General features: G+C 72.3%; 29 protein-coding genes. 16 read left to right on the top strand and 13 right to left on the bottom strand.

The genetic code is table 11. The features are described from left to right. Nucleotides 1-79: 79 nt before the first annotated feature. Nucleotides 80-1714 (bottom strand): methyl-accepting chemotaxis protein, encoded by a 1635-nt coding sequence (locus HJC40_RS39010; protein ID WP_250008617.1) that lies wholly within the window; start codon nt 1712-1714, stop codon nt 80-82. A gap of 125 nt (nt 1715-1839) precedes the next feature. After that, nucleotides 1840-3135 carry a M20/M25/M40 family metallo-hydrolase gene (locus HJC40_RS39015; RefSeq protein WP_250008618.1) on the bottom strand — a complete coding sequence of 432 codons (1296 nt, stop codon included), beginning with the start codon at nt 3133-3135 and terminating at the stop codon, nt 1840-1842. 485 nt (nt 3136-3620) lie between these two features. Between HJC40_RS39015 and HJC40_RS39020 the strand changes: the two genes are divergently transcribed. Continuing rightward, nucleotides 3621-3953 carry a GNAT family N-acetyltransferase gene (locus HJC40_RS39020; RefSeq protein WP_250008619.1) on the top strand — a complete coding sequence of 111 codons (333 nt, stop codon included), beginning with the start codon at nt 3621-3623 and terminating at the stop codon, nt 3951-3953. Nucleotides 3954-4158: 205 nt separating this feature from the next. Here the strand turns inward: HJC40_RS39020 and HJC40_RS39025 are convergent, their stop codons facing one another. Further along, complete coding sequence (locus HJC40_RS39025) at nt 4159-4923, bottom strand: TSUP family transporter (RefSeq protein ID WP_250008621.1); 765 nt, start codon at nt 4921-4923, stop codon at nt 4159-4161. 47 nt (nt 4924-4970) lie between these two features. On the opposite strand from HJC40_RS39025, the gene HJC40_RS39030 reads away from it, so the two are divergent. Further along, nucleotides 4971-5489: a CGNR zinc finger domain-containing protein gene (locus tag HJC40_RS39030; RefSeq protein WP_250008622.1), complete on the top strand. Its 519-nt coding sequence runs from the start codon at nt 4971-4973 to the stop codon at nt 5487-5489. 71 nt (nt 5490-5560) lie between these two features. Here HJC40_RS39030 and HJC40_RS39035 read toward each other — a convergent pair whose 3' ends face one another. Beyond that, nucleotides 5561-7753, bottom strand: a complete 2193-nt coding sequence (locus HJC40_RS39035) for a glycoside hydrolase family 3 C-terminal domain-containing protein (protein WP_250008623.1) — start codon at nt 7751-7753, stop codon at nt 5561-5563. A 204-nt stretch (nt 7754-7957) separates the two neighbouring features. On the opposite strand from HJC40_RS39035, the gene HJC40_RS39040 reads away from it, so the two are divergent. Continuing rightward, on the top strand, nt 7958-8536 hold the full coding sequence (locus HJC40_RS39040) for a TetR/AcrR family transcriptional regulator (protein WP_250008624.1): 579 nt from the start codon (nt 7958-7960) through the stop codon (nt 8534-8536). 145 nt (nt 8537-8681) lie between these two features. Further along, a complete protein-coding gene (locus tag HJC40_RS39045; RefSeq protein WP_250008625.1) occupies nt 8682-9119 on the top strand; it encodes a CBS domain-containing protein in 438 nt (145 codons plus the stop codon). On the opposite strand, the gene HJC40_RS39050 is transcribed toward HJC40_RS39045, so the two are convergent. Beyond that, nucleotides 9100-10110 (bottom strand): glutamate-cysteine ligase family protein, encoded by a 1011-nt coding sequence (locus HJC40_RS39050; RefSeq protein WP_250008626.1) that lies wholly within the window; start codon nt 10108-10110, stop codon nt 9100-9102. The genes HJC40_RS39045 and HJC40_RS39050 overlap by 20 nt on opposite strands. A 114-nt stretch (nt 10111-10224) precedes the next feature. Here HJC40_RS39050 and HJC40_RS39055 point away from each other — a divergent pair, with 114 nt between their 5' ends. Beyond that, nucleotides 10225-10623: a VOC family protein gene (locus HJC40_RS39055; RefSeq protein ID WP_250008627.1), complete on the top strand. Its 399-nt coding sequence runs from the start codon at nt 10225-10227 to the stop codon at nt 10621-10623. Here HJC40_RS39055 and HJC40_RS39060 read toward each other — a convergent pair. Then, nucleotides 10578-11177, bottom strand: coding sequence for a TetR/AcrR family transcriptional regulator (locus HJC40_RS39060; protein ID WP_250008629.1), 600 nt, complete (start codon nt 11175-11177; stop codon nt 10578-10580). The genes HJC40_RS39055 and HJC40_RS39060 overlap by 46 nt on opposite strands. A gap of 217 nt (nt 11178-11394) precedes the next feature. Here HJC40_RS39060 and HJC40_RS39065 point away from each other — a divergent pair, with 217 nt between their 5' ends. Further along, on the top strand, nt 11395-11682 hold the full coding sequence (locus HJC40_RS39065) for a DUF1905 domain-containing protein (RefSeq protein WP_250008630.1): 288 nt from the start codon (nt 11395-11397) through the stop codon (nt 11680-11682). A gap of 90 nt (nt 11683-11772) precedes the next feature. Here HJC40_RS39065 and HJC40_RS39070 read toward each other — a convergent pair whose 3' ends face one another. Next, complete coding sequence (locus HJC40_RS39070; protein WP_250008632.1) at nt 11773-12348, bottom strand: DUF664 domain-containing protein; 576 nt, start codon at nt 12346-12348, stop codon at nt 11773-11775. Nucleotides 12349-12425: 77 nt separating this feature from the next. On the opposite strand from HJC40_RS39070, the gene HJC40_RS39075 reads away from it, so the two are divergent. Next, nucleotides 12426-13259 (top strand): alpha/beta fold hydrolase, encoded by an 834-nt coding sequence (locus HJC40_RS39075; protein ID WP_250008633.1) that lies wholly within the window; start codon nt 12426-12428, stop codon nt 13257-13259. A 2-nt stretch (nt 13260-13261) separates the two neighbouring features. Here the strand turns inward: HJC40_RS39075 and HJC40_RS39080 are convergent, their stop codons facing one another. Genes HJC40_RS39080 through HJC40_RS39100 form a run of 5 tightly spaced genes read right to left on the bottom strand, consistent with a single transcriptional unit; the run spans nt 13262 to nt 17468 of the window. Beyond that, nucleotides 13262-14101: an alpha/beta fold hydrolase gene (locus tag HJC40_RS39080; protein WP_250008634.1), complete on the bottom strand. Its 840-nt coding sequence runs from the start codon at nt 14099-14101 to the stop codon at nt 13262-13264. Beyond that, nucleotides 14098-15063, bottom strand: coding sequence for an SDR family oxidoreductase (locus HJC40_RS39085; protein WP_250008635.1), 966 nt, complete (start codon nt 15061-15063; stop codon nt 14098-14100). The genes HJC40_RS39080 and HJC40_RS39085 overlap by 4 nt, the downstream gene beginning before the upstream one ends. Further along, on the bottom strand, nt 15060-16496 hold the full coding sequence (locus tag HJC40_RS39090) for an NAD(P)/FAD-dependent oxidoreductase (RefSeq protein ID WP_250008636.1): 1437 nt from the start codon (nt 16494-16496) through the stop codon (nt 15060-15062). Before HJC40_RS39090 ends, HJC40_RS39085 begins: the two co-directional genes overlap by 4 nt. After that, nucleotides 16493-16777, bottom strand: a complete 285-nt coding sequence (locus HJC40_RS39095) for a DUF4873 domain-containing protein (protein WP_250008638.1) — start codon at nt 16775-16777, stop codon at nt 16493-16495. The genes HJC40_RS39090 and HJC40_RS39095 overlap by 4 nt, the downstream gene beginning before the upstream one ends. Beyond that, nucleotides 16767-17468, bottom strand: a complete 702-nt coding sequence (locus HJC40_RS39100; protein WP_250008639.1) for a TetR/AcrR family transcriptional regulator — start codon at nt 17466-17468, stop codon at nt 16767-16769. The genes HJC40_RS39095 and HJC40_RS39100 overlap by 11 nt, the downstream gene beginning before the upstream one ends. Nucleotides 17469-17521: 53 nt before the next feature. Here HJC40_RS39100 and HJC40_RS39105 point away from each other — a divergent pair, with 53 nt between their 5' ends. Continuing rightward, nucleotides 17522-18409: a diiron oxygenase gene (locus HJC40_RS39105; RefSeq protein WP_250008640.1), complete on the top strand. Its 888-nt coding sequence runs from the start codon at nt 17522-17524 to the stop codon at nt 18407-18409. A 13-nt stretch (nt 18410-18422) separates the two neighbouring features. Here HJC40_RS39105 and HJC40_RS39110 read toward each other — a convergent pair whose 3' ends face one another. Next, nucleotides 18423-18917 (bottom strand): GyrI-like domain-containing protein, encoded by a 495-nt coding sequence (locus tag HJC40_RS39110; RefSeq protein ID WP_250008641.1) that lies wholly within the window; start codon nt 18915-18917, stop codon nt 18423-18425. 229 nt (nt 18918-19146) lie between these two features. Between HJC40_RS39110 and HJC40_RS39115 the strand changes: the two genes are divergently transcribed. The 8 genes from HJC40_RS39115 to HJC40_RS39150 all read left to right on the top strand — a co-directional run bounded on the left by HJC40_RS39115 (nt 19147) and on the right by HJC40_RS39150 (nt 26664). Then, on the top strand, nt 19147-19332 hold the full coding sequence (locus tag HJC40_RS39115; RefSeq protein ID WP_250008642.1) for a hypothetical protein: 186 nt from the start codon (nt 19147-19149) through the stop codon (nt 19330-19332). 4 nt (nt 19333-19336) lie between these two features. Further along, entirely contained in the window at nt 19337-19534 is a 198-nt protein-coding gene (locus HJC40_RS39120; protein WP_250008644.1) for a hypothetical protein, read from the top strand. A 112-nt stretch (nt 19535-19646) separates the two neighbouring features. Then, complete coding sequence (locus HJC40_RS39125) at nt 19647-20753, top strand: uroporphyrinogen-III synthase (protein ID WP_250008645.1); 1107 nt, start codon at nt 19647-19649, stop codon at nt 20751-20753. Next, nucleotides 20750-21421 (top strand): sirohydrochlorin chelatase, encoded by a 672-nt coding sequence (locus HJC40_RS39130; RefSeq protein WP_250008646.1) that lies wholly within the window; start codon nt 20750-20752, stop codon nt 21419-21421. The genes HJC40_RS39125 and HJC40_RS39130 overlap by 4 nt, the downstream gene beginning before the upstream one ends. 68 nt (nt 21422-21489) lie before the next feature. After that, a complete protein-coding gene (locus HJC40_RS39135; RefSeq protein WP_308200993.1) occupies nt 21490-23565 on the top strand; it encodes a molybdopterin oxidoreductase family protein in 2076 nt (691 codons plus the stop codon). Between the two features lie 2 nt (nt 23566-23567). After that, a complete protein-coding gene (locus HJC40_RS39140; protein WP_250008647.1) occupies nt 23568-23915 on the top strand; it encodes a molybdopterin oxidoreductase in 348 nt (115 codons plus the stop codon). Next, a complete protein-coding gene (gene nirB / locus HJC40_RS39145) occupies nt 23915-26371 on the top strand; it encodes a nitrite reductase large subunit NirB (RefSeq protein WP_250008648.1) in 2457 nt (818 codons plus the stop codon). The genes HJC40_RS39140 and nirB overlap by 1 nt, the downstream gene beginning before the upstream one ends. After that, nucleotides 26368-26664: a Rieske 2Fe-2S domain-containing protein gene (locus HJC40_RS39150; RefSeq protein WP_250008649.1), complete on the top strand. Its 297-nt coding sequence runs from the start codon at nt 26368-26370 to the stop codon at nt 26662-26664. The genes nirB and HJC40_RS39150 overlap by 4 nt, the downstream gene beginning before the upstream one ends.

The following is a 26664-nucleotide window of genomic DNA, read 5'->3' on the forward strand; positions in this document are numbered from 1 at the left end:
AAACTGTCGCCTTTATTGCTTGCCGATGCTTTCTGGCATCTGCTTGCTAGTATTCCGCGCGCATTTCCCGGTTCGCAAGTCAGACACGGAATGCGGAGACCACGCTGCGCAGCTCGGACGACATCCGAGCCAGATCGGCGGTCGCCTCCTGGGTCTCGACGACGCTCTGGCTCGTGAGCCGGGCGGCCTCGGCGACCCCGGTGATGTTCTGGGCGATCTCGCCGGCCCCGCCGGCCGCCTCGGTGACGCTGCGGTTCATCTCGGCGGTGGTGGCCGTCTGCTCCTCGACCGCCGAGGCGATCGTCGTCTGGAAGTCGCTGATCCGCTCGATGACCACCGAGATCTCCTCGATCGCGGCGACCGCCCCGCTGGTGTCGGCCTGGATGGCCTCGACCCGCTTGGAGATGTCCTCGGTGGCGCGGGCCGTTTCCTGAGCCAGGTCCTTGACCTCGCTGGCGACGACCGCGAAGCCCTTGCCGGCGTCCCCGGCCCGGGCCGCCTCGATGGTGGCGTTGAGCGCGAGCAGGTTGGTCTGCTCGGCGATCGAGGTGATCGTCTTGATGACGTTGCCGATCTCGGCCGACGACTCGCCCAGCTTGCCCATCGTGGCCGAGGTGGTGGCGGTGACGTTGACCGCCTCGGCGGCCACCCGGGCGGCCTCGGCGGCGTTCTGGGAGATCTCCCGGATCGACGCGCCCATCTGCTCACCGCCGGCCGAGACGCTGTCGACGCTGCGCGACACCTGCTCGGCCGCTGCCGACACGGCCTGCGCCTGCACCGACGTCTCCTCGGCGGACGACGCGATGTGGGTGGCGGTGTCGGTCATCCGGTCGGACGCGCCGGCCAGTGACACGGCCGACGCCTCGATCGTGGCCACCGTCGCGCGCAGCCGGGTCATCGCGGCGTCGAGCGAACGGCCCATGCGGCCCGGCTCGTCGGCGGTGGTCAGCCCGGTCGTCCGGGTCAGGTCGCCGTCGGCCAGGCCGTCACAGACGACGGTGACCTTGGTCAGGGAGCCCACGATCCGGCGGGCCACCCAGAGGCCGAGCCCCAGGGCCAGCCCCAGACCGACCACCAGCATGATGATCGCCCTGGTGCGGTTGCTGGTGTAGCCGTCGCGAGCGGCGGCGGCGTTCCGGGCTGCGTCCTGGGTCTCGTCCTCCTCGAGGGCGGCCACCGAGGCGCTGACCCTGGTCAGGACGGGAACGACCTCCTCCAGCCGGACCCGATCCCATTCCACCAGGTTGTTGCTTTCACCGATCGGCAACAACCGGGTGCGCGCGAGCTGCAGGTAGGTGTTCCAGTCATCCTGCAGTTGGTCGATGACGGCCTTCTCGCCGGCCGGGTTGCTGTTGCGATAGGCGGTCATGGCCGCTGCGAAGGCGTCCGCGTCGTCGTTGAACTGCGCGGCGTACTTCTGCATCTGCGCGTCAGTCCTCGAGATCGCGTGGAACGCGGTGTCCAGGCGGGTCTCGCTGACCTCCGAGCGGATCTGACCGACGGCTTTGACGCCCGAGACATTGCTGGTGTAGATCACCTGAGCCGAGTCGCTGGCATTGCCCAGCGCGACCAGGCCCATGATGCCCACCACGAGCGCCACGAGGGCGGCCGCGCTGACCGCGGCGAGCACCTTGACGCTGACGCCGAGGTCGTCGAAGGAACGCCGGCCGGCGCGCGTCGCGGACATCGGCTCGGTCAGGGCTAGCGCGCTCATGTCGCACTCCGTGGGGTGTCGTACCGGTTGGAAACTTCCTCCCCACTATTGCGAATCGTTCTCGGCAAAGCGGTACGTATCAGGAATGTCGGCCTCGAATGCGGGACTGCTGCGACGGACGGGGCTCAGGAGCCTGGAGCGTTCGTCAGCAACCGGTCGAGCACCCTGGTGCCGAACTCGAGAGCGGCGACCGGCACCCTCTCGTCCACACCGTGGAACAGGGAGGTGAAGTCGAGATCCTCGGGCAGCCGCAGAGGCGCGAACCCGAAGTTGCGGATCCCCAGCCCGGCGAACGTCTTGGCGTCGGTGCCGGCCGGCAGCAGGTAGGGAAGCAGCCGGGCGCCGGGGTCCTCGGCCGCGATCGCCGCCGCCATGGCCGCGGTCAGATCACCGTCGAAGCTGGTGCTCACCCCGGCCAGACTGTGCCACTCGGCCTCGATCCCGCGTCCCAGCACGGCCTCGGCCTCCCGCCGGAACGCCTCCTCCCGGCCGGGCAGCACGCGGCAGTCGACGGTCGCGGTGGCCACCGACGGGACCACGTTCGACCGGTAGCCGGCCTCGAAGCCGGTGACGTTGGCGGTGTCGCGCAACGAGGCGCCGATCAGCCGGGACAGCGGGCCGAGCCGGGCGACGAGCGCGTCCGGGTCGTCGCCGTCGTCGGCCAGCGCCGCGGCCGCGCCGGCCAGGAACCGGCGTACCGGATCGGTCAGCGTCAGGGGGAAACGGTGCCGGTCGAGCCGGTCGACCGCCGCCGCCAGGCGGGCGATCGGGTTGTCCTGGTGCAGCATCGCGCCGTGGCCGGCGGTCCCGCGCGCGGTCAACCGGAGCAGGACCGACGACTTCTCGGCGACCTGGACGAGGTAGGCGCGCTCGCCACCCAGCGGCACCGAGAAGCCGCCGACCTCGCTGATCGCCTCGGTCGCGCCGTCGAACAGCTCGCGGTGCTCGCCGACGAGCCGGCGGGCGCCCACATGGCCACCGGCCTCCTCGTCGGAGAGGAACGTGAAGATCAGGTCGCGGGGCGGGACGACGCCGTCACGCTTCAAGCGGCGGGCGACGGCCAGGGTCATCGCGACCATGCCTTTCATGTCGACGGCGCCGCGGCCCCACACGTACCCGTCGCGCACCTCGCCCGAGAACGGGTGCACCGACCACTCGGCGGCGTCGGCCGGGACGACGTCGAGGTGGCCGTGCACCAGCAGCGCCCGCCGGCTCAGCCCGTCGAGCCGGGCGATCACATTGCCCCGGCGGGGACCCGTCTCGACGTACGTGATGTCGTAGCCCACCTCGGTGAGCTTCTCCGCGACGTACTCGGCGGCCGGCCGCTCGGTGCCGGGCCGGTCCGGGTCGCCGCGGTTGGTGGTGTCGATGGCGATGAGCTCACTGGCGAACGTGACGGCCTCGGCGGTGGGGTCGGGCATCGGTTGCTGCTCCCGTCGAACGAACGAATAGCATCGATGGCGCGGTCAGGGCCCCGCTCCTCGGCCGGCTGTGGCCCCCGGGGTGGGTGACCGAGCCTGGGGTGGTGACCGAGTCCGGGGTGGTGACCGGGCCCGGGGTGGTGACCGAGCTCAGGGTGGTGACCGAGCCCGGCGGTGGTCGCCGGGCGAGCCGCGAACGGAGATCGTCGTGCGTTTCCCGCCCCTCACTGTTCCTGCCCTCGAAGGCGCCCGCGTACGCCTGGAACCGCTCGACCACCGGCACGGGCCCGACCTGGCCGCGGCGGTCGGGGAGGATCGCGGCAGCTACGGCTTCACCTGGGTGCCCTCGGCGGACGAGGTGGACGGTTACATCGAGACGCAACGGGCCAAGGCGGCGGCCGGCGCCCTGCTGCCGTACGCGCAGATCGACCGGCGGACCGACCGGGCCGTCGGCGTCACGTCCTATTGGGACCCGTGGGTGGGACGTGCTGTTCGCGGTGGGGGTGGGCTTCACCTGGCTGGCCGCGTCGGCCCAGGGCACCGGGATCAATCGGGAGGCGAAGTTCCTGCTGTTCGGCCACGCCTTCGAACAGTGGCGGGTGGCGCGCGTGGATCTCAAGACCGACGCCCGCAACGCGCGGTCCCGGGCGGCCATCGAAAGCGTCGGCGCCCGATTCGAGGGCGTGCTCCGCAGTTGGTCGCCGTCGTGGGCGCCGGGCGAGGAGGGCCGCCTGCGCGATGCCGCGGTGTTCTCGATAGTCGCCGCCGAGTGGCCGGAGTGCCGCGCCCGGCTCGCCCAGCGCCTCGGCCAGCCGTAGGGTCTGTTTCGTAGCTGGGGCGGGGCTGCGGCGAGGTCCAGATCCCGCCTGGCGGCGTCCCGCGAGAACCCGGTTCCAACACCGGGAGCCGGGCTTCCACCAGCCACCACCAGACGAAATCCGGACCGCGCCTCGCTCCCACCCCAGCTACGAAACAGACCTCGAGGACGGCCGAGGCATCGGGCGGCGGTGCCGGGACGCCCCCTCAGAGGTACAGGGACGCGAGGCGGGCGACCATGCCGAGGACGACGACGACCAGCACGACGCGGACGAAGCCGGCGCCGCGTTTGAGGGCGGTGCGGGCGCCGAAGCGGGCGCCCAGGATGTTGAACGCGGCCATGGCGAGGCCGAGCGTCCAGAGCACGTGGCCGCCGGCGGCGAAGACCAGCAGCGCGCCCAAGTTGGTGCCGACGTTGAGGATCTTGGCGGTGGCCGAGCTGGCGACGAAGTCGAGGTTGAGCAGCGCGGTGAACGCGATGATCAGGAAGGTGCCGGTGCCGGGGCCGAAGACGCCGTCGTAGAAGGCGATCACCGTGCCCGCCAGCAGCACCGCGGCGAGGCGGCGGCGCCAGGTGTGCCGCGGCTCGCTGACCACGACGCCGAACGACGGGCGCGCGACGACGAAGGCCAGCACCAGAAGCAGCAGCACCATCACGGCCGGGCGGAAGTACTCGGCCGGGATGTACGAGGCGGTCAGCGCGCCCACCGCCGAGCATGCGACGGCCAGGCCCGCGGCCGGTCCGGCTATCCGCCAGTCGATCTTCGTGCGGCGGGCGTACGTGATGGCGGCCGAGGTGGTCCCGCAGATGCTGGCCACCTTGTTGGTGCCGAGCGCGGTCACCGGCGGCAGCCCGGGCAGGCTGAGCATGAGCGCCGGCACGAGCACGAGCCCGCCGCCGCCGACCACCGCGTCGACCCAGCCGGCTGCGGCCGCCACGGCCAGGAGCAGGATGATGCTTTGCCATTCCACGGCTGTGTCCCCTTCAAGATCGCAGCCCATCCTGCTGTAATGGCTTGGTGCATCTCAACCCTTACGGCGAGGATGCGGTGCGGCTCGCGCTCTCCCTGGTGACCGACCCGCCGTCGACCGACGCCGCTCTGGCCGACCGCTGTCGCGCATATGACCTGGTCATCGAGCTGCCGGTGACCGCCTGGGACCGGCAGGCGACCGACGAGTTCCTGGCCGAATGGCTCAGCGTGATCGACGCCACTCAGCCGGCCGAGCGAGCCCGGCGCCTCAACGACCTGCTGCGTTTCGCGTCGGCCTACCCCCGGCTGACCGACCACGCCGGCGACGGGTGGCACATCCACTACCGCGATCCCGACCAGCCGCTGGCCTCGGTGCTGCGCACCCTGATCAGCGTCGGCACCGCCCTGCACCTGGCCGGCCGGGGCATGCACCGTCTGGGCCGCTGCGCCGCCGACGACTGCGACCGCCCCTACGCCGACTTCAGCCGCACCGGAACGCAGACCTACTGCTCGCCGGCCTGCGCCAACCGCTCAGCCGTCCGCCGCCACCGCGCCCGAGCCCGCTGACCGCAGCCGCTGACCCCAGCCGCCGACCCGACCGCCTGCGCCTGGGCCGGCCTTGACTCGCCGCCTCGGCCTCAGGCGTTGGCCCGCTTGACCAGGTCGGTGACCGTCTCGATCGTGAACGGGCTGCCCGGGAACAGGGCCAGCCGGTCGAGGGGCATGCCGCCCAGCAGCTCGAACGGGCCCTCGTCGCCGGCCTCCGGGACCATCAGCGGGCTGTCGCCGCCGGCCGCGAAGGCGTCGCGCAGCAGCACGGCGCCGCGCGGGTCGGCCATCCACTCGGCGACGGTCGAAGCGGCGGTCAGCGGCCAGCGGCTGTCGGGGGAGCCGGCCACCGTCAGCGTCACCGTGGTGCGCAGATCGCGCGACGACGCGCCGACGGCGAACGTGTAGTCGCCGTCCTCGACGACCCAGCGGCCGAGCCGGGTGTCCCAGTAGGCCAGGTCGTCGCGCGGGATCCGCACCGTCACGGTCTCGGTCGCGCCGGCCGCGATGGGGATGCTCGCGAAGCCCTTCAGCTCGCGGGGGGCCCGCCGCACCCGGGAGCCGGGCTTGGCGGCGTAGACCTGGACGACCTCGCGGCCGTCGCGCCCGCCGGTGTTGGTCACCGCGACGGTGATCTCGACGCTGTCGGCGTGGGCGACCGCGGTGGCCTCGCCGTACGAGAACGTCGTGTAGGAGAGGCCGAAGCCGAACGGGTAGGCCACCGGCTGCTCGCGCGCGTCGAACCCGCGGTAGCCCACGTGCAGGCCCTCGCCATGGCGGACGTGCCCGTTCTCGCCGGGGAAGTCCAGGTAGGACGGGTGGTCGGACAGCTTGAGCGGGATCGTCTCGGCCAGCCGGCCCGACGGGTCGACCCGGCCGAACAGCACGTCGGCGATCGCGCTGCCACCGGCCTGGCCCAGCAGCCACGCCTCGACGAGACCCGGCACGGCCGCGTCCCACGGTGAGGTGCGCAGGACGGCGCCGTTGGACAGGACCACCACGGTGCGAGGGTTGGCCGCCACGACCCGCTCGATGAGCGCCAGGTGCGCCTCGGGCAGGTCGAGATCGGCCCGGTCGGCGCCCTCGGTCTCGCGGGTGGTGCCCACGAAGACCACCGCCACGTCGCTGCCCGCGGCCAGCGCGGTGGCCTCGGCGATCAGGGTCTCGTCGGCGGCGTCGTCGGCGGGGCGGTAGCCGGGCGCGAACCGCACGGGCGCCGTCGTGGTCGCGGTGATCTCGGTGAGCGGGTCGTCGAGCCGCGTCGGGGTGATCTGGGAGCTGCCGCCGCCCTGGTAGCGCGGGGTGCGCGCGAACTCGCCGAGCACCGCGATCGACTGACCCTCGGCGCGCAGCGGCAGCACGCCGCCGTCGTTCTTGAGCAGCACGATGCCCCGGGCGGCGATGTCGCGGGCGAGAGCGTGGTGCGCCTCGGCGTCGTACCCGTCCGTCCGGGTGGCCCGTCGCGACCGCTCGACCAGTGCCCGGATCCGCGCCACGGCGGCGTCGAGCACCTCGGCCGGCAGCTCACCCTGGGCCACGGCGGCCGCCACGGCGGCGTCCCCGGTGTCGTCGGGCCCGGGCATGGTCAGGTCGAGACCCGCGGCGAGCGCCGCCACCCGGTCGACCACCGCGCCCCAGTCGCTGACGACCAGGCCCTCGAAGCCCCACTCGTCGCGCAGCACCTCGGTGAGCAGCCAGTGGTTCTGCGAGGCGTAGACGCCGTTGATCTTGTTGTAGGCGGACATGACGGTCCACGGCTGGGCCTCGGTCACGACCCGCTGGAAGGCCCGCAGATAGACCTCGCGCAGCGTGCGCTCGTCGAGGTCGGCGCTGACCGTCATGCGGTCGGTCTCCTGGTTGTTGACCGCGAAGTGCTTGAGCGACGCGCCGACGCCCTTGCTCTGCAGGCCGCGGACCCATTCGGTGGCGAGCACGCCGGACAGAATCGGGTCCTCGCTGAAGTATTCGAAGTTGCGGCCGCCGAGCGGGGTGCGCTTGAGGTTGATGCCCGGGCCGAGCAGCACCTGCACGTCCAGCGCGCGGCACTCGTCGCCGAGCGCCTCGCCCATCCGGCGCAGCAGTGCGGGATCCCAGGTCGAGCCGGAGGCGACCGCGGGCGGGAAGCAGGTGGCGGGACGCCCGGCCAGGAAGTCGCTCGCGTGGCTCTGCAGCCGGACGCCGTGCGGGCCGTCGGTGAGCGTGACAGCGGGGACGTCACCGGCGGCCGTCGTCGTCCAGAAGCCGCTGCCACTGGTCAGAGCGGCCTGGTCGGTCAGTTCCACGGATCCTCCAGCGGGGGGGCAGGCGGGGCTCGGATTGGCGGCAGGCACAGCGGCTCGGGCGAAAGTCAACCCGGTGGAGCGGCGCTACTGAGTACCTACTACTGAATACCTACTACTACTGAGTACCTACTAGGTAATAACCAGGACGTAACATAGCCTGAAGGCGACGACCCGGGCAAGGGACCGGAGCCGTGAGGAGCTGAGATGGCACTTCCGTACCGGCGGGAACGCCCCCGGCTGCCGGCCGCCGAACGCCGCCGCCAGATCGTCGAGGTGACCACCCGCCTGATCGCCGAGCGCGGCTTCTGGGGCCTGTCCATGCAGGACGTGGCCGACGGCTGCGGGCTCACCGTGCCCGGTCTGCTGCACCACGTCGGGTCGAAGGACGGCCTGCTGCTCGCCGTGCTCGACCACCGCGACCGCGAGGACATGCGGTCGGTCGGCGAGCAGGCGCCGGGCACGCTGCGCGAGACGTGCGCCGCGCTGGTGCGCCGCAACGCGGCCCAGCCCGAGATCGTCCGCCTGTTCGCCGTGCTCGAGGCCGAGTCGCTGACGCCCGACCACCCGGCACACGACTACTTCGACGCCCGCCAGCGCAAGACGGTCGAGATGCTCAGCGAGCTGGCCACGGACGAGACCGGCGACGCCCTCACGCTGGCCCGCCAGATCGTCGCCCTGATGGACGGCCTGCAGCTGCAGTGGCTGCGCTATCCCGAGTCGGTCGATCTGGTGGCCGAGTGGGAGTACGCCTCGGCGCGGCTGTTCGTGACCGTCGCCGAATAGGACTGTCGCCGAATAGAGCGGTCACCCTTGACTTCGCGCCCGCGATGACGGCATCTAGTCGTAGGCCCCGCGGCGTTGCGAGGCTGTGCGTCGCTACCCCCGCCGCGGGTCACACCAGGCCGGATCGCGGGACGGGAGAGCATCGATGCGGATCAGCGACATCCTCCGGGTCAAGGGCGAACGAGTGGTGACGGTGTCACCCGAGGCGGACGTGACGGAGTTGCTCTCCGTCCTCGCCGAGCACGGGATCGGCGCGGTGATCGTCTCGCGGGACGGCTCGCGGGTCGAGGGCATCGTCAGTGAACGCGACATCGTACGGGCTCTGGCCGAGCGCGGGGCGGCCGTGCTGAGCGAGCCGGTCGCCGCCATCCAGACCACCGAGGTGCGCTCGGTGGACCGCGAGGCGGCGGTCGACGAGGTCGAGCGGCTGATGACCGAGCGGCGGTTCCGTCACGTGCCGGTGATCGAGAACGGCTCGCTGCGCGGCGTGGTCAGCATCGGCGACGTGGTGAAGTTCCGCATCGACGAGCTTGTGCACGAGCGCAGCACGCTGGAGGAGTACATCACCGGGGAGCGGGCCTGACGGCGGCGCACCGGTCGAGCAGATCGTCGGCGGGGCACCGGCCGCGCATCACGTAGCGCTCGGTGAAGTCGGCGACCGCGTCCCGCAGGTCGCGGCCCGCGCCGTGCCGGGCCAGCGTCCCGTACGCCTCGACGAAGCACCCCCGAGCGGCCGCCGCCAGCACCGGATCGGTGAGGGCGTCGCGCGCCGCCCGCTCCCACAGCCGGGGCTCGGCGGCGAGCGGCGCCGTGATCTGCTCGGCCGCCCCGGCCGCCCGCGGGTCGTCGAGCAGCGCGGCGGTCACCGCCACCACGATCCGCCAGCCGTCGCCGGGCTGCCGGTCGGCCACGTCGAACTCGAGGTGCCCGCGGGCGGCCACCGGCGGGCGCAGCGCGTCGACGTGCCGTACGAGATCGGCGAGCCTCGGCCGGCCGGTCTCGCGGAACGGGCCGTCGGTGGCCAGGACGTAATCGGCCCAGGCGGCCCGCGGGTCGGCGACCGGCCGCAGGACGGGGTGGTCCCGGTGGCGGGACTGGCGGCTGCTGCGCCAGCCCGTCGGCTTCCCGTCGCGCAGCGGCGAGTTGGCGAAGGCGGCGGCCAGCACGGGGGCGAGGGTGTTGGCCAGCGCCCACCGACGGGTCAGGCCGAGCGGGCCGCCGCCGTCGAGCCCGGCCTCGAGCGCGACCCGTACGCCGCCCGCGCCGCTGTCCCCGGAGGCGATGGCCGCGCCGATCGCCGGCAGCGGGTCGGCCAGGTCGTCGGCCATGCGGGCCAGGCACGCCTCGAGGCCGGGGGAGGGTGGTCCGCTGACGACCGCCAGGCGCGGCGAACGAGCGGTGAGGAAGCCGTGGCGCAGCACCGGGCGGAAGGTCAGCGCGGTGAGCAGCGCGGCCGGCAGTCCGGGGGCGTCCAGCGGCAGGTCGACCTCGGCGCCGACGAAGCCGGGGGTGGCCGGCGCGAAGGCGTGCTCGGCCAGGAGCAGGGCGGCGGCCTGCTCGGTCAGGGTGGTCACGCGGCGCCTCGCTCAGGTCGCAGTCCGGCGGGAACCGCGGAAGCATAGCATTCCTATTTGCTTAATAGGTATTGGTCCTTCGGGGCCCGGGGCGTCTGTGGTTGGCTGACCGCCATGAGCGGATATCCCACGATCCTCCAGCCGGTGCTGGACACCGAGGACGTACGCGGCCTGGCCGAGTTCTACCGCCGCCTCTTCGGCCTGCACTACCGGCCGGGCGACGACGTCGGGGACGACCGGCGATGGCTCGTGCTGCTGCGGCCGGACGGCAGCCGGGCCCTCGCGTTCCAGCGGGTCGGCTCGCTGCCCGCGGCGACGTGGCCCGACGGGCCCGTCCCGCAGCAGATGCACCTCGACACGGTCGTGCCGTCCGTGGCCGAGCTCGACGCCCAGCACGAGCGGGCCCTCGCGCTCGGCGCCCAGCTGCTGCACGACCGCAGCGACGACCCGGACGAGCCGCTACGGGTCTACGCCGACCCGGCCGGGCATCCGTTCTGCATCTTCGTCGCCTGAGGCCGCCACGGCATCAGGCAGTGGTGGACGAGGGCGAGCTGCCGCTGCGGGTCGGCGCGCTCGGCGTCGAGCACGGCGTGCACCTGCTGGCCGACGGCGATCGAGAGGAGCACCTCGGCCAGGCAGTCGGCCGGTACGTCGGGCACCAGTTCGCCGTCGTCGACCGCCTCGGCGAGGTGCCGCTGGATCCGGGCGCCCCACATGTCCAGGGCGTCCGAACGCCCACCGGCGAACTGCCGGTCGACCGCCAGCCGCCCCCAGAAGCCGACGACCACCTGGGCCTCGTCGACGGTCCGCTTGGCCAGCGGCAGGATCTCCCGCAGCGTCGCGTCGACCGCGGCCAGCCCGCGCCGGCCGTCGGTCACCGACGCGATGCGGGCGTCGGTGCGTTCGAGCACCCGGCGGCAGGCCGCGGCCACGACCGCGTCGAGGCTGTCGAAATAGTGCCAGAGGGCGCCCGCCCCCACTCCGAGCTCGGCCGCTATCGCGCGGCTGCTGGCCGCGGCCGGGCCGTCCCGCCCGACCACCTCGAGGAACGCCTCGACAATCTCCACGCGCCGTTGGTCGTGGTTCACAATCTTGGGCAACCGCTTCCTCGTCTCTTGTCGCACCGGACCCCTGCCGCGTCCGGCGCGCGCCGTTTACCCGTCCCGCGTCCCCTTACACGACCCGTTTTTTCGCTTTTTCCGGTACGGCGGCACGGCTCCGGCTCGCTTGCCGGCCCCGGCGGGCGCGGGGAGAGACCCCGCGCCCGCCGTTAGGGTGTGCCGCATGGACGTGGAGTTCTCGGGGGAGATCTGGTTCTGGCGGGGCCCGGCGCCCTGGCACTTCGTCACGGTCCCCGACGAGGAGTGCGGCGCCCTGGAGTCGGCGTCGTCACTGGTCAGTTATGGCTGGGGGATGATCCCGGTGACCGCGCACATCGGCGGCACGAGCTGGACGACCTCGCTGTGGCCCAAGGACGGCCGCTACATCGTGCCGATCAAGACAGCCGTCCGCCGCGGCGAGGACCTCGACGTCGGCGACACCGTGACCGTGCGCCTGGTCATCGGCGCCTGAACTGAGGCGCGGACAGTTCTCCGGCGCGAGCAGTTCTCAGGCGCGGGGCAGTCCTCAAGCGCAGGGCAGTCCTCAAGCGCAGGGCAGTCCTCAGGCGCGGGGCAGGGTGAAGTGGCCGGAGACGGGGCGCCAGCCGTGCGGCGGGTCCTCGCCCGTCCGGCCGTCGACCGCCTCGCGCAGCAGGTCGGCGTGGCCCGTGTGCCGCCCGTACTCCTCGACCAGGTCGAAGACGATGCGGCGCAGGCTGAACCGGGAGCCGTCGGGCAGCGCCTCGACCGCGAGCCGATCGAACCCGCCCTCGGCCAGGTCGGCGGTCAGCCGCGCGCGGCACCGCTCGACCGCGTCGTCGTACCGGGCGTACAAGTCCTCGGGCCGGTCGCCGGCGGCCGAGGTGAACTCCCAGTCGTCGTCGTCCGGGTCGAGGTCGTCCCACCCGGTCAGCGGTTCTCCGCCGAATTTGCCGGCAATCTTGTAGTCCTCGACCAGAGCGAGGTGTTTGAGCAGGCCCCCGAGGGTCAGCGCCGAGGCGCCGAGCCGGGCGTTCAGCCCCTCGGCGGTCAGGTCGTCGGCCTTCCAGCGGAACGTCGTCCGCAGCCGTTCGAGCGCGCCCAGCAGGTGCTCGAGCTCGGTGCCGGCCAGCGGCGGTTCCCACGCGGTGTCGGTCATCGCCTCACCGTAGGCGCCGATCCGGACGATCCACTCCCGGAAACCTCCGCCGCATCCGCGGGCAGTAGGGTCGCCGCGTGACCCAGCCTGAACGCCGCGACATCGCCGGACTGGCCTGCGCGGATTGGAACTCCGGCGCGAGCGGCCCCGCCGTGCTCGCCCTGCACGGGCTGACCAACACCTCCGAGGTGTGGCGGGCCCTGGCCGAGGCGCTGCCCGGCACCCGGGTCGTCGCGCCCGACCTGCCCGGCCGCGGCGGCTCGCTGACCACCGGGGCCGCGCCCGGCCTGGCCGGGCATGCCACCGAGGTCGTCCGGGTCGCCGACGCGTGCGGCCTCGACGACGTGGTGCTGGTCGGCCACTCGATGGGCGGCTACCTGGCGCCGCTGGTCGCGGCCGGGCTGGGAGACCGCGTACGGAAACTGGTCCTGCTCGACGGCGGTGTGCCACCCGAGCCGCGGTGGCTGCTGCGGCGGCCGGTGGTGCGGGCGCAGTGGAAGCGCATCGTGCGCCCGCTCGGCCACGACTTCCCCGACGCCGGGACCTTCGTCGACCAGGTGGAGGGCCGCGCCGTCGCCCGCCGCCCCGACCTGCGCCCCCGCCTGCTCCAGTGGGCCTCGTACCTGCTGACCGGTTCGGGTCGCCCCCGCGTCGACCAGGCCCGTCTCGTCGACGACGCCGTGGACACGCTGACCGGCGACCCCACGCTGCCGCTGCTGGCCGCCGGGGACATCCCCGTCCACGTGATCGCGGCCGAACACGACGCCGACGACTCCGCACGCCCGTTCCTCACCGACCGAGCCCTCGACGCCGGCCGCGCCCAAGTGCCCCGCCTCACCACCGAACGCATCCCGGCCAACCACGTGACCATGCTCTTCCACGAGTCCGCACCCCGAGCGGTGGCCGCCTGAGCTCAGCTGCCGGCCGTGGCGATCAGCTCGCGGGTCAGGGTGGCGAACTCGGTGGGGCGTTCCAGCTGGGGCATGTGGCCGGTGTCGCGGAACAGGTGGGAACGGGCGTGGGGGAGGGCGGCCCGGGCTGCGGTCAGGTGGCCGGCCGGCAGGATCAGGTCGCGGTCGCCCCAGACGATCAGGGTGGGTTTCGGGGTCTGCGCCACCTGGGACAGCAGCTCGCTGCGCCACCGGGCGGCTATGCCCCGGAAGCTGCCCAAAGCGCGGGCGATCTCCAGGTACACGGCGGCGAAGTCCGGCTGCTGGGCGATCTTCAGGGCCAGGGCGACGCGTTCCTCGGTGACGTGGGCGCGGTCGTAGAACAGGGACCGTTCGACCCGGCGCGCCGCCCGGGGGTCCAGGCGGGCCAGCAGCGGGCGGCCCAGGAACGGGACGGCCAGCAGGCGCAACGCGAGTGTCACCTCCTTGCCGAAACCGGCGCTGTTGGCCAGGGTCAGCGTGGCGACGCGATCGGGGCGGTCGGCGGTCATCCGCAGCGAGACGGCGCCGCCCAGCGAGTTGCCCATCAGGTGCACCGGGCGGGTCTCGCCCAGCTCGTCCAGCGTGGCCCAGACGCCGTCGGCCAGCGAGTGCAGCGTGACCGGGGCGGGCAGGCGCTGGGACAGGCCGAAACCGGGCAGATCGAGGGTGATCACGCGGTGGTCGGGGTCGAGCAGCGGGCGTTGCGGCTCCCAGTCCTCGAGGCTGCGCCCGATGCCGTGCAGCATGACGACCGGCGGGGCGTCGTCGGGGCCGCTGATCACGTGCCGGATGCGGCTGCCCCGCACCTCGACCCAGTTCACCGCGGGGCTCCCGGGTGCGAGCCGGACGCCTCCCCGGCCCGCGAGCCGGACGCGGACGCGGCATCGGCCGGTTGGGCGGCGCCGGCGGCCCGCGGGGCGGCGGCGGCTCGCGGGGCGGCGGTACGGGAACGGCCGGTGATCGCGGCGGTCAGCAGCGCCATGAGCCGGGTGTGGCCGACCGGGGCCAGGCGGGCCAGGATGTCCGGCACCTTGGCGCTGGAGGAGATCAGCAGGCGGGCCCGGCGGCGGACCACCGCGTCGAGGATCTCGGCGGCGGCCTTCTCGGCCGGATAGGTCAGCAGGGCGTCGAAGGCGCGCAGGTGCGGCGTGATCTGGCCGGCCGGGACGTTGCTGCCGATGCGGGCGCTGGTGGCGATGGCCGTGCGGATGCCGCCGGGGTGGACCGTCGTCACGCCGACACCGTTCTCGGCCAGTTCGGCCCGCAGCACTTGGCTCAGCCCGCGCAGCGCGAACTTGCTGGCCACGTAAGCGCTCTGCCCGTACGGGGCGATCAGCCCGAACAGGCTGGACACGTTGACCAGATGGCTGCCCGGCGCGGCGGTCAGCGCGGGCAGCAGCGCGTGGGTCAGCAGCATGGGGGCGCGGAAGTTGATGTTCATCACGGTCTCGAACTCCTCGACCGTGACCTGGTCGAACCGGCCGCCCAGCGCGATGCCGGCGTTGTTGATCAGCAGCCCGAGCGCGGGGTGGTCGGCCCGGACCCGGTCGGCCAGCGCCGTGACCTCGGCCCGCTCGGCGAGATCGGCCACGACCGGGGTGACCTCGATCGCGGGGTGGGCCGCCCGGATGCGGCCGACGACCGTCTCCAGCCCGGCCGCGTTGACGTCGGCCAGCACGAGATGACTGCCGCGGCGCGCGAGACCGTACGCCAGTTGTTCGCCGATGCCGCTCGCGGCGCCGGTCAGGACAGCAGTGCGCCCAGCGAACCGGTACGGGGTCATGGGGCAACCTCCTCGAAGGTCATGTCGCGGGTGACGTCGGCCCGCGGCGTGGTGATCACGTCCCGCAGGTAGTTCTGCCGCACGATCCACGGCGCCCGGTCGCCCTGATGCGGGAAGATCTCGAGCGCACGTTGCACGTACCCCGAGGAGAGATCGAGCAACGGACGGCCCGTGCCCGACGGGGTCGTCGGGGTGGCCACGGCCAGCCCGCGCCGGTCCATGTGCCGCAGCAGCCGGACGACGTAGCGGTGCGACAGGTCGGCCCGCAACGTCCACGAGGCGTTGACGTAGCCGATGCAGTACGCCAGGTTGGGCACCCCGCTCAGCATCAGACCCCGGTACGCGGCCCGGTCGCCGATCTTGACCGGAGTGCCGTCGATCGACACGTCGACGCCGCCGAGCGGCAGCAGCTTGAGCCCGGTGGCCGAGACGACCACGTCGGCCTCCAGCACCCGGCCCGACTTCAGCCGGATGCCGGACGGCAGGAACGTGTCGATGTGATCGGTGACCACCGACGCCCGGCCGGCCCGGATCTCCGCGTACAGGTCCCCGCCGGGGATCACGCAGAGCCGCTGGTCCCACGGGTCGTACCGGGGCCGGAAATGCTCGTCCACATAGGCCTCGTCGCCCAGCAGCCGCACCGCCATGCCCCGCAGGACCTTGCGCACCCGCTCCGGCCGCCGCCGCGCGAGCTGGTAGAAGCCCTGGGTGAGCAGGATGTTCTTGGCCCGGGCGAGCGCGTTGGCCGGTCTGGCCGGCAGCACCCGGCGCAGCGCGTCGGCGACGACGTCGCGGCGGGGCAGGGCGGTCAGATACGAGGGGGAGCGCTGCAGCATGGTCACGTGCGCGGCGTCCGGCGACATGGCCGGCACCAGCGTCACCGCGGTCGCGCCGCTGCCGATGACGACGACGCGCTTGCCCCGGTAGTCCAGGTCGTCCGGCCAGAACTGCGGGTGGACGAGCCGGCCCGCGAACTCGGAGAGGCCCGGGAAGTCCGGCTGATAGCCCGCGTCGTACGAGTAGTAGCCCGTGCAGGCGTACAGGAAACCGCAGGTCATCGACGACCCGTCGGCCAGCCGCACGGTCCAGCGCGACTCCCGCGACGACCAGTCGGCCGCAACCGCCTTGGCCCCGAACCGGATGTGCTTGCTGATGCCGGACTCGTCGGCGGTCGCCTGGATGTAGGCCCGGATCTTGTCGCCGGAGGCCAGTGACTGCGTGTCGGTCCACGGCCGGAACGGGTAGCTCAACGTGAACATGTCGGAGTCGGACCGGACACCCGGATACCGGAACAGGTCCCAGGTGCCGCCGATCGCGTCCCGGGCCTCCAGGATCGCGTACGTCTTGCCGGGAAACGCCTCCCGCAGCCGCCAGGCCGCGCCGATCCCGGACAGCCCGGCGCCGATGATGAGGACGTCGACATGGTCGCTCATCGGAACCAGGGCGGCGTGCCCGTCCCCGTCAGCCGGATCCCGCCCCAGGGGTCGGGCTCGCTCAGCCGTACGCCGGCCGGCGGTGACCCCTCGATCGACAGCTCGGCCTCGCGGAGCCCGCTCGTGGTCTCACGCAGCAGCAGCGGGTCGGGCGCGGTGCGGCCGGCCCAGCGCATGCGGCCCTCGGTCGGCTCGAAGTGGGCCGACATCCGGATCTCGACCGGATGCCGCGCCCGGCCGAACGTCAGCACCGCCGGTCCGCGGTATTCGTCATCGTTCACCACTGGTCTCCTCCCGGTAGGCGGCGAGTCCGCCGGGGACGTCGGCCGCGTGCCGGATGCCCGCGACCCCCGTCCACAGAAACGTGGTCAGGTAGTCGGCGAGCGCCTCCCGGCTGATCGGCTGCTGCTGCCGCAGCCACCAGTCACCGACCGACTGGACATAACCCACCACCCCGTACGCCCAGGGCAGCGCGGCCCCGGAGTCGAGCCCGCGGGCCCGCAGCCCATCGCCGAAGATCCGGGCCAGACCGCTGGCCACCGTGTCGACCACGTCGGCGACCACGTCGCGGTGCCGGGCGATCTCGGGCTGGTGGACGACGAACTGGTAGAGGTTCGTGTCGGCGGCGATGTGCGCGAGATAGGCGTCGACAGCCGCGCGGATGGCTTCCCGCTCCTCCCGTACGGCGGCCACGGCCGGCACGATCGCGTCGAGCACCAGGATGCCGGAGCGCTGCCCGACCGCCAGCCACAACTGCGACTTGTCGGCGAAGTAGCGGTAGAGCACGGGCTTGCTGACCCCGGCGTGCGCGGCGATCGCGTCCATGCCCACCTCGGGCCCGAGCTGCCGGATGGCGTCGATGGCGGCGTCGGTGAGCTCGGCCCGCCGCTGCTCGCGATGGCCGGCCCAGCGTCCGCGGCGGCCGTCGGTGCCGAGCGGTGCGGTATTGACCGGCTTCTCTTCCGACTTCATAGTACTAGAAGTAACTGTTACTTCGGGTAACGTCAAGCTTTGGAGGGTGTCTCATGACCGATCGCGAGCGCACCGCCGTCCGGCTCCTGCGTTCCTCGGCCGAGCATTCGTACGATCCCGCGGTCGAGATCGACTGGGACGCCGGCCTTGCCCCCGACAAGTATTTCGTGCCGCCGCACCGCTGCTCGCTCTACGGCACGGCCATCTGGGAGCGGCTGTCCCCCGAGCAGCGGATCACGCTGACCCGGCACGAGGCGGCCAGCATCGCCGGGCTGGGCATCTGGTTCGAGACGATCCTCATGCAATTGCTGATCCGCTCGTACTACGGGCAGGACCCGACCGCCGCCCACGCGCAGTACGGGCTCACCGAGGTCGCCGACGAGTGCCGCCACTCGGTCATGTTCGGCAAGATGATCGCCGCCCTGGGCACTCCCGTGTACCGCCCCGACGGCGTGAACGAGTTCCTGGGCCGATGGATCGCCGCCACGGCCACCGGCCCGCGGATGTTCGCCGCCATCCTCATCTGCGAGGAAATCCTCGACACCTTGCAGCGCGAAGCCATGGCCGACGAGCGGGTGCAGCCCCTGGTCCGGATGGTGTCCCGCATCCACGTCGTCGAGGAGGCCCGGCACGTCCGGTACGCCCGTGAGGAACTGGCCCGGCAGGTGCGCACGGCCGGCCGCAGCCGCCTGACCTTCGACAAACTCGTGATCGGCCGGGCCGCCTACCTGTGCGGCACCCGCCTGATCGACCCGGGCGTCTACACGTCGATCGGCCTGAGCCCGTCGGCCGGCCGGGCCGCGGCCCGCGCCAACCCGCACTTCCAGGAGACGCTCCGCTGGTCGGGCGAGCGCGTGGTCGCGTACCTGACGGACCTTGATCTCATCGACGGCCCCGGCAAGCCCTTGTGGAGGCGTTCGGGCCTGCTCCCCGCCACCTGACGCCGCCGGCCCGTCACGGCCCGGCGAGGCGGACGGCCAGTTCGATCTGCCAGCGGGTCTTCATGCGTTCGGTGCGGGGATCGGTCAGATATGCCTCGTAGCGGCACCCGAAACGATCGCCGGCCGGGCTTTCGGCGACGTCCAGCGCCAATTGTTGAGATCGCACCCACGTGAGCAGCGTTTTGTTGGCTTGGCGGCCGTGATTGACGTATTGGAGGATCGCGTAGTCGCCGGCCGGCAGAATGCTCGCTTTGACGCGGTCGTCGCCGGGGGCCGGCTCGTCCAGGACCGCCCCCACCTCGACGTCCATGTCGGCTTCCATGTCGACCACGTGGAGGCGGAAAAACGTGGGGCCGTAGGTCAGCTCGCGGGCGTCCAGCCAGGTGTGAAGCTCCTCCATCAGCTTGTCGCGGACGGCGAACATCCCCCGGAACGGCGTCACCACCCGGATGCCGGCGGTGGGTCGCTCGGGCCGGCCGGCCACCACGGGACCTTCGAGGATCTCCACGTACGGAGGTTAACGAAAAACGCTTTCTCCCGAGGGCTCGTCACGCTTCGGAAAGGCGTCGCTACATGCCGTTGAACCGCCCTCGAGAATGTGGCTGATCGCGCTCTTGACCTCGGACTTCGGGGGTTTCCGGCGGACGGATCGGAGGGTAGAAAAGGTCCGACCTACATGTGAGATTCATTCGCGGTGTTGCGCTCGAACGCGCGGCAGAGCGTTCGAGGAGGATCGGTTGGACAGCGCTGACTTCGCCCTGCGGGCCTACGACGAGGGGCGGGCCGACGGCGTGGCCGGGCGCCGCGACCACGATCGCGGCCAGGACACGGACTACCGGGTCGGGCTGGCCGACGGCGAGCTCGAGGCGTTCGAGGCCGATCTCATCGCGGCGATCCGCAAGGCGATGGACGGCAAGCGCTGACGCCATGGATGACGAGATCTTCGCGTACGTCACCGGGCGTTCGGACGGCATAGCCGGCCACCGCGACTCGGACCGCGCGGCGCACCCGGCCACCGGAGCGGACTACCGGATGGGGTTCCTGGACGGGCGGATCGAGGTGTTCCACCTGCTCGCCGCCGTGCGCCGCATTCAGGACGAGTCCAACGGCGACCCGCTCTATTGATCACCCACACGGGCCGGCTGATGTGAGGTCGGCTTATTGCCCCCGAAACACGGCGACGACGTCCCGGTAACCCGGCCTGGGAACCCTGACGGAATCGAGCGGAGGGGTGTCCATGACCGAAGGCGTGCTGACCGGCTTCACGGTCGCCGTGACCGCGGAACGGCGGCGCGACGAGATGGCCGCGCTGCTCACCCGGCGCGGCGCCCGGGTCGTCACCGCCTCGGCGATCAGCATCGTGCCGCTCGCGAACGACGACGCGCTGCACGCGGCCACCGCGGCCTGCATCGGGCTCGCCCCCGACCTGGTCGTCGCGACCACCGGCTTCGGGTTCCGCGGCTGGCTCGAGGCGGCCGACGGCTGGGGGGCGGGCGACCGGCTGCGCGAGGTGCTCGGCCGGGCCCGGATCATCGCCCGCGGGCCCAAGCCGTGCGGGGCCATCCGTGCGGCCGGGCTGAGCGAGGACTGGGCGGCCAAGACCGAGTCCACCGACGAGATCCTCGAACGGCTGCTCGCCGAGGGGATCTCGGGGAAGCGGATCGTGGTGCAGGAACACGGCGAACCGCAGACCGAGTTCGTGGACGCGCTGCGCGGGGGCGGCGCCGCGGTCGTCGAGGTGCCGGTCTACCGCTGGACGCTTCCCCCCGACGTGGGTCCCGTACGCCGGTTGGTCGAGCAGATCACCGCCGGTCAGATCGACGCGGTGACGTTCACCAGCGCGCCCGCCGTAAAGGCCTTCCTCGGCGTGGCCGGCGACTCGCGGGCGGCCGTGCTCGGCCGGTTCGGCTCGGGCGGCACGCTGGCCGCCTGCGTCGGGCCGGTCACCGCCGGGCCGCTCATCGAGCACGGCATCCCGGTGATCATGCCCGAGCGGTACCGGCTGGGCGCGCTGATCAAGACACTCACCGACGAGCTGCCCCGGCGCTCGGTCAAGCTGAACGTCGCCGGCTCCACGCTCGAGATGCGCGGTCACGCCGTGCTCATCGACGGGGTGGCCCACACGCTGGCGCCGGCCGCGATGGCCATCCTGACGTCGCTGGCGGTCCGCCCCGGCGTGGTCGTCTCCAAGGACCAGTTGATCGCCGCCCTGCCCCGCGGCAACGACGGGCACGCGGTCGACGTCGCGGTGGCCCGGCTGCGGACCGCGCTCGGCTCCGGCCGTCACATCGAAACCGTGATCAAACGCGGCTACCGTCTGCGGCTGGACGATCCGGCCGCATGACCACGCTGATCGCTGTCGCGCACGGCACTCGCAGCCCGGCCGGTCAGGCGCAGATCCGGGACCTCGTCGCCCGGGTCGCCGCCCGCCGTCCCGGCCTCGACGTCCGGCTCAGCTACGTCGACGTCCAGGAGCCCAAGGTCGCCGACGTCGTGCGCGCGGCTCCCGACGCCGTCGTGGTGCCGCTGCTGCTGTCGGCCGGTTATCACGTACGCGTCGACATCGCCGAAGCCGTGGCCGGCACCACCGTCCCGGTCGCCCGGCCGCTCGGACCCGACGACGTGCTGCTCGCGACCATGCTCCGCGACCTGCCCGCCGCCGACGCCGTCGTGCTCGCCGCCGCCGGCTCCTCGGACCCCGCCTGGCGCGCCGACGTCGAGCAGCTGGCCGCCCGCATCCCCGGCACCGTGCGGGTCGGGTATGTCTCCGGGCCGGAACCACGGGTCACCGACGTCGTCGCCCAGCTGAGACGCGAAGGCGCCCACCACGTTGCCATCGCCGCCTACTTCCTGGCCGACGGCCTGTTCTACCGCAGCCTGTCCGAGTCCGGCGCTGCCACGGTCACGCCGCCGCTCTGCCTCGACCCCGCAGTCACCGACCTCGTCCTGCGCCGCTACGACGATGCCCACGCCTCGGCCGGCGGTCTCACAACGGCCACCACGCGCTTGTAGGGTTTTCCGTACGCCGCCGCAACCGCGGTGGACTCGGGGGTAAACAAACAGCTCCGAGTATTCGGGGTGTGACGGCGACCGATACGCATTGCCCCTACTGCGCCCTGCAGTGCGGCATGACGCTGACCCCGGAGATCCCCCGGGTCAAGCTCGAGCCGCGTGACTTCCCGGTCAACAAGGGCGGTCTGTGCGCCAAGGGTTTCACCGCGGCCGATCTGCTCGATCACCGCGACCGGCTGCTCTCCCCGCTCGTCCGCAAGGAACCCGGCAACCGCCTGAGCCCGCTGCGGGAAGCCACCTGGGACGAGGCGCTCACCCTCATCACCGAGGCGATCACGACGTCCCAGCGCGAGCACGGCCGGGACAGCGTCGGTGCGTTCGGCGGCGGCGGGCTGACCAACGAGAAGGCGTACGCGCTGGGCAAGTTCGTCCGGGTCGCCTTGAAGAGCGCGTCCATCGACTACAACGGCCGGTTCTGCATGTCGAGCGCGGCCACCGCGGCCAACCGGGCGCTGGGGATCGACCGCGGCCTGCCGTTCCCGCTCGAGGACGTCGCCGGGGCCAGGACCGTGCTGCTCGTCGGGGCCAACCCGGCCGACGCCATGCCGCCGAGCATGCAGTACCTCGACGCCGGCCGTGAAGTCGGCGCCCGGCACATCGTCGTCGACCCGCGCCGCACCACCACGGCCGCCGGGGCCCACCTGCACCTGCAACCGTTGCCGGGCACCGATCTGGCCCTGGCCAACGGTCTGTTGCACATCGCGATCCGCGAGGGCCACCTCGACGAGGACTACATCAGGACGCGGACCACCGGGTTCGACGCCGTCCGGGCGGCCACGAACTCCTACTGGCCCGAGCGGGTCGAGCGGCTGACCGGCGTCCCCGAGACCCGGCTCCGCGAGACCGTCCGCCTGCTGGCCACGCACGGGCCGGCGATGATCCTGACCGCGCGCGGCGCCGAACAGCACAGCAACGGCACCGACACCGCCCAGGCGTACCTGAATCTGGCCCTGGCCCTGGGTCTGGTGGGGAAACCCTTCTCCGGGTACGGGACCATCACCGGTCAGGGCAACGGCCAGGGCGGGCGGGAGCACGGCCAGAAGGCCGACCAGCTGCCCGGTTACCGCAAGCTCGACGACCCGGCGGCCCGGGCCCACGTCGCCGCGGTGTGGGGCGTCGACCAGGACGAGCTGCCTCGGCCCGGGCTGTCGGCCTACGAGATGCTGGACCGTCTCGGCACCGACGGCGGCGTCCGGGTGCTGATGGTGCTGGCCAGCAACATCGCGGTCAGCGCGCCGCACAGCAACCACATCCGGGGCCGGCTCGAGGCCCTGGACTTCCTCGTGGTCTCCGACATCTTCCGTTCCGAGACGGCCGAGCTGGCCGACGTCGTGCTCCCGACCGCCCAGTGGGCCGAGGAGGAGGGCACGATGACCAACCTCGAGGGCCGGGTCCTGCGCCGCAAGCGCGCCCTCGCGCCGCCGCCCGACGTCCGGACCGACCTGGAGATGCTCGCCGCGCTGGCCGGCCGGCTCGGACGGTTCGAGTCCAGCGATCCCCGCACGGTCTTCGACGAGCTGCGCCGGGCCAGCGCGGGCGGCATCGCCGACTACCAGGGCATCACCTACGAGCGGATCGAGCGCGAGGACGGCGTCTTCTGGCCCTGTCCGGCCGAGGACCACCCGGGCACGCCGCGGTTGTTCGCCGACGGCTTCCCGACCGCGGACGGGCGCGCGCGCTTCTTCGCGGTGCACCACCGCGACCCGGCCGAGATGCCCGACCGGCAATACCCGTACGTCCTCACGACCGGCCGCAACATGCAGCACTACCAGAGCGGCAACCAGACCCGCCGGGTGAAGGCGCTCACCGTGGCGCTGCCGGAACCCCGCGCCGAGATCCACCCCGACCTGGCCCGCCGGCACGGCATCGCCGACGGCGACCTGGTCGAGCTGCGCAGCCGCCGCGGCGCCGCGGTGCTGCGGGCCCGGCTCTCCGACGGCATCCGCCCGGACACCGTCTTCGCGCCCTTCCACTGGCCGGGCGCGAACGCGCTGACCAACCCCGCCCTCGACCCGCACTCGCGCATGCCCGCCTTCAAGGCCTGCGCGATCGCGATCCACCGGCACGAGAGAGGAACCGATTAGCGGTGCACTCCACCCCACGATTCCGCCAAGGCGTCTTCACCTTCGAGGGCAAGGGCCTGGACCGGCCCGCGCCGCTCGACCCGGCGTTGTCCTATGTGGTGCCCGACGGCTTCACCGCGCAGGCCGTCTACTTCCGGGGCGGCAACGCCGCGCCCGAGCTGGTCACCTTCGTGCTGATGCGCGACGGCAGCCCGATGCGGTACTTCCCGATCGGCGCCAAGGGCGACGTGCACGTGCCGCTGCGGGTGGTCGAGGACCTGACCGCCGGCACCGCGGTCGACCTGTGGCTGGCCGCCCCGGCCGGGCTCGCCGGCACGGTGGTCGTCGACCTCGGCCTGGTGGAGATCTGATGCGGCCACGTCTGGTCGTCATCGGCAACGGCATGGCCGGCGCGCGGACGGTCGAGGAGATCCTGGCCCGCGGCGGCGACTTCGACATCACCATGTTCGGCGACGAGCCGTACGGCAACTACAACCGGATCATGCTGTCCAACGTCCTCGCCGGCGTCGAGGACGAGTCCGGCATCTTCCTCAACGACCTCTCCTGGTACGCCGACAACGGCATCACGCTGCACACCGGCACGCGGATCGACCGCATCGACCGGTTCGCCAAGGTCGTGTACGCCGCCGACGGCACCGAGACCCCGTACGACAAGCTCATCATCGCCACCGGCAGCCGCGCGTTCGTCCCGCCGATCCCCGGCATCCACCGCCCCGGCCGCGGCTACCACCAGGGTGTCTTCGCCTTCCGCACGCTCGACGACACCAGGGCGATGATCCGGTACGCCCGGGAGCACCAGCGCGCCGTCGTGATCGGTGGCGGGCTGCTGGGTCTCGAGGCCGCCCGGGGCCTGCAGAACCACCTGCCGCACGTCACCCTGATCCACGCCGCCGGCCACCTGATGAACGCCCAGCTCAACGCCGACGCCGGCGAGACGCTGCGGGCCACGATCGAGGCCCGGCTGGGCATCGAGGTGATCGTCAACGGCCGCACCACCGAGATCCTCGGCAAGAACGCGGTGTCCGGCGTCAAGCTCGCCGACGGCCGGGTCATCCCGTGCGACGTGGTCGTGGTCGCGGCCGGCATCCGCGCCAACGCCGAGATGGCCGCGGCCAGCGGGCTCGTGGTCGAGCGGGGCATCGTCGTGGACGACCGGATGCGGGCCCAGGACGAGGACGACATCTACGCCGTGGGGGAGTGCGCCCAGCATCGCGGCGAGACCTACGGGCTGGTCGCGCCGCTGTGGGACCAGGCCAAGGTGCTGGCCGACCACCTGACCGGCGTGAACCCGCTCGCCGAGTACCACGGCTCCCGGGTCGCGACCAAGCTCAAGGTGGCCGGCGTCGACGTGGCGGCCATGGGGCTCACCGAACCCGAACGTGACGACGACGAGTCGCTGACCTTCGCCGAACCCAAGAAGGGCATCTACAAGAACCTCATCATCCGCGACGGCCGGCTGGTCGGGGCCACGATGGTCGGCGACGTCAAGAAGGTCGCCTTCCTCATGCAGGCCTTCGACCGCGGGCTGGCGCTGCCCGAGGAACGGGCCGAGCTGATGTTCGACCTGGGCGGCCCGGCCGGCGAGGTGAAGGTCGAGGAGCTGGCCGACGACGAGCAGGTCTGCAACTGCAACGGCGTCAGCAAGGGCGCCATCTGCTCGACCGTCCAGTCGGGCTGCCGCACGGTCAGCGGGGTGATGGACAAGACCCGCGCCGGCAAGGGCTGCGGCACCTGCAAGCCGCTGGTGCAGCGGATCGTCGAGTGGGCCGCCGGCGGGGAGGTCGAGGAGGACCCGGCCGCGTCGTACTACGTGCCCGGCATCCCGATGCCCAAGCCCGAGCTGATGAACGCGATCCGGGTGCACTCGCTGCGGTCGGTGTCGTCCGTGTTCGCCACGCTGGGCGGCGAGGAGGACGCCAAGAGCAAGATGGGCCTGGCGTCGCTGCTCAAGATGATGTGGGGCGCCGACTACGTCGACGAGCGCGACGCCCGCTTCATCAACGACCGCGTGCACGCCAACATCCAGCGCGACGGCACCTTCTCGGTGGTGCCCCAGATGAAGGGCGGCGTCACCACCCCGGCCCAGCTCAGACGGATCGCCGAGGTCGCCGAGAAGCACGAGGTGCCGATGGTCAAGCTCACCGGCGGCCAGCGCATCGACCTGCTGGGCATCCCCAAGGAGAAGCTGCCGGAGGTGTGGGCCGACCTCGACATGCCCTCCGGATACGCGTACGGGAAGAGCTTCCGCACCGTGAAGACGTGTGTCGGGTCGGACTTCTGCCGCTTCGGGGTCGGCGACTCGACCGCGCTGGGCATCGCCCTCGAGGAGCGCTACCAGGGCATCGAGGGCCCCGGCAAGATGAAGCTCGCGGTCACCGGCTGCCCGCGCAACTGCGCCGAGGCGTACGTGAAGGATCTCGGGGTCGTCGCCATCGACGGCGGCAAGTGGGAGATCTATGTGGGCGGCGCCGCCGGGGCCCACATCCGCAAGGGCGACCTGCTCACCACAGTGGGCAGCGCCGACGAGGTGATGGTGCTGACCGGCCGGTTCCTGCAGTACTACCGCGAGAACGCCAACTGGCTCGAGCGGACGTACGCCTTCGTCCCGCGCATCGGCATCGAGCGGATCCGCGAGATCGTGGTCGACGACGCCGACGGTCTCGCCGCCGCCCTGGACACCGCGATGGATGCGTCGGTCGCCGCCTACCGCGACCCGTGGAAGGACCGCGACGAACCGGCCACCCCCGGCCAGTTCCGCACCTCGCTGCCGCTGACCGTCCTGCCCCAGGTCCCGGTGCGCGCATGAGGGCGATCGGACCGGCCGCCGAGATCCCGCCCGGCGAGGGACGCACCTACACCGTCGACGGCGAGATGGTCGCCGTCTTCCGGCTGCGCGACGGTTCCGTACGCGCCCTGCAAGCCGTCTGCCCGCACAAGGGCGGCCCGCTCGCCGACGGCCAGATCGACCTCAAGCAGGTCGTCTGCCCCCTGCACCTGAACGCCTGGGACCTGCGGACCGGCTGCTCGCTGAGCGGCCAGCCGGACCTCGCGGTCTATCCCGTACGCATCGACGACGACACGATCCTGCTGGGGGACTGA

This window comes from Actinoplanes sp. M2I2, assembly GCF_023544445.1.
Taxonomy (GTDB): domain Bacteria; phylum Actinomycetota; class Actinomycetes; order Mycobacteriales; family Micromonosporaceae; genus Actinoplanes.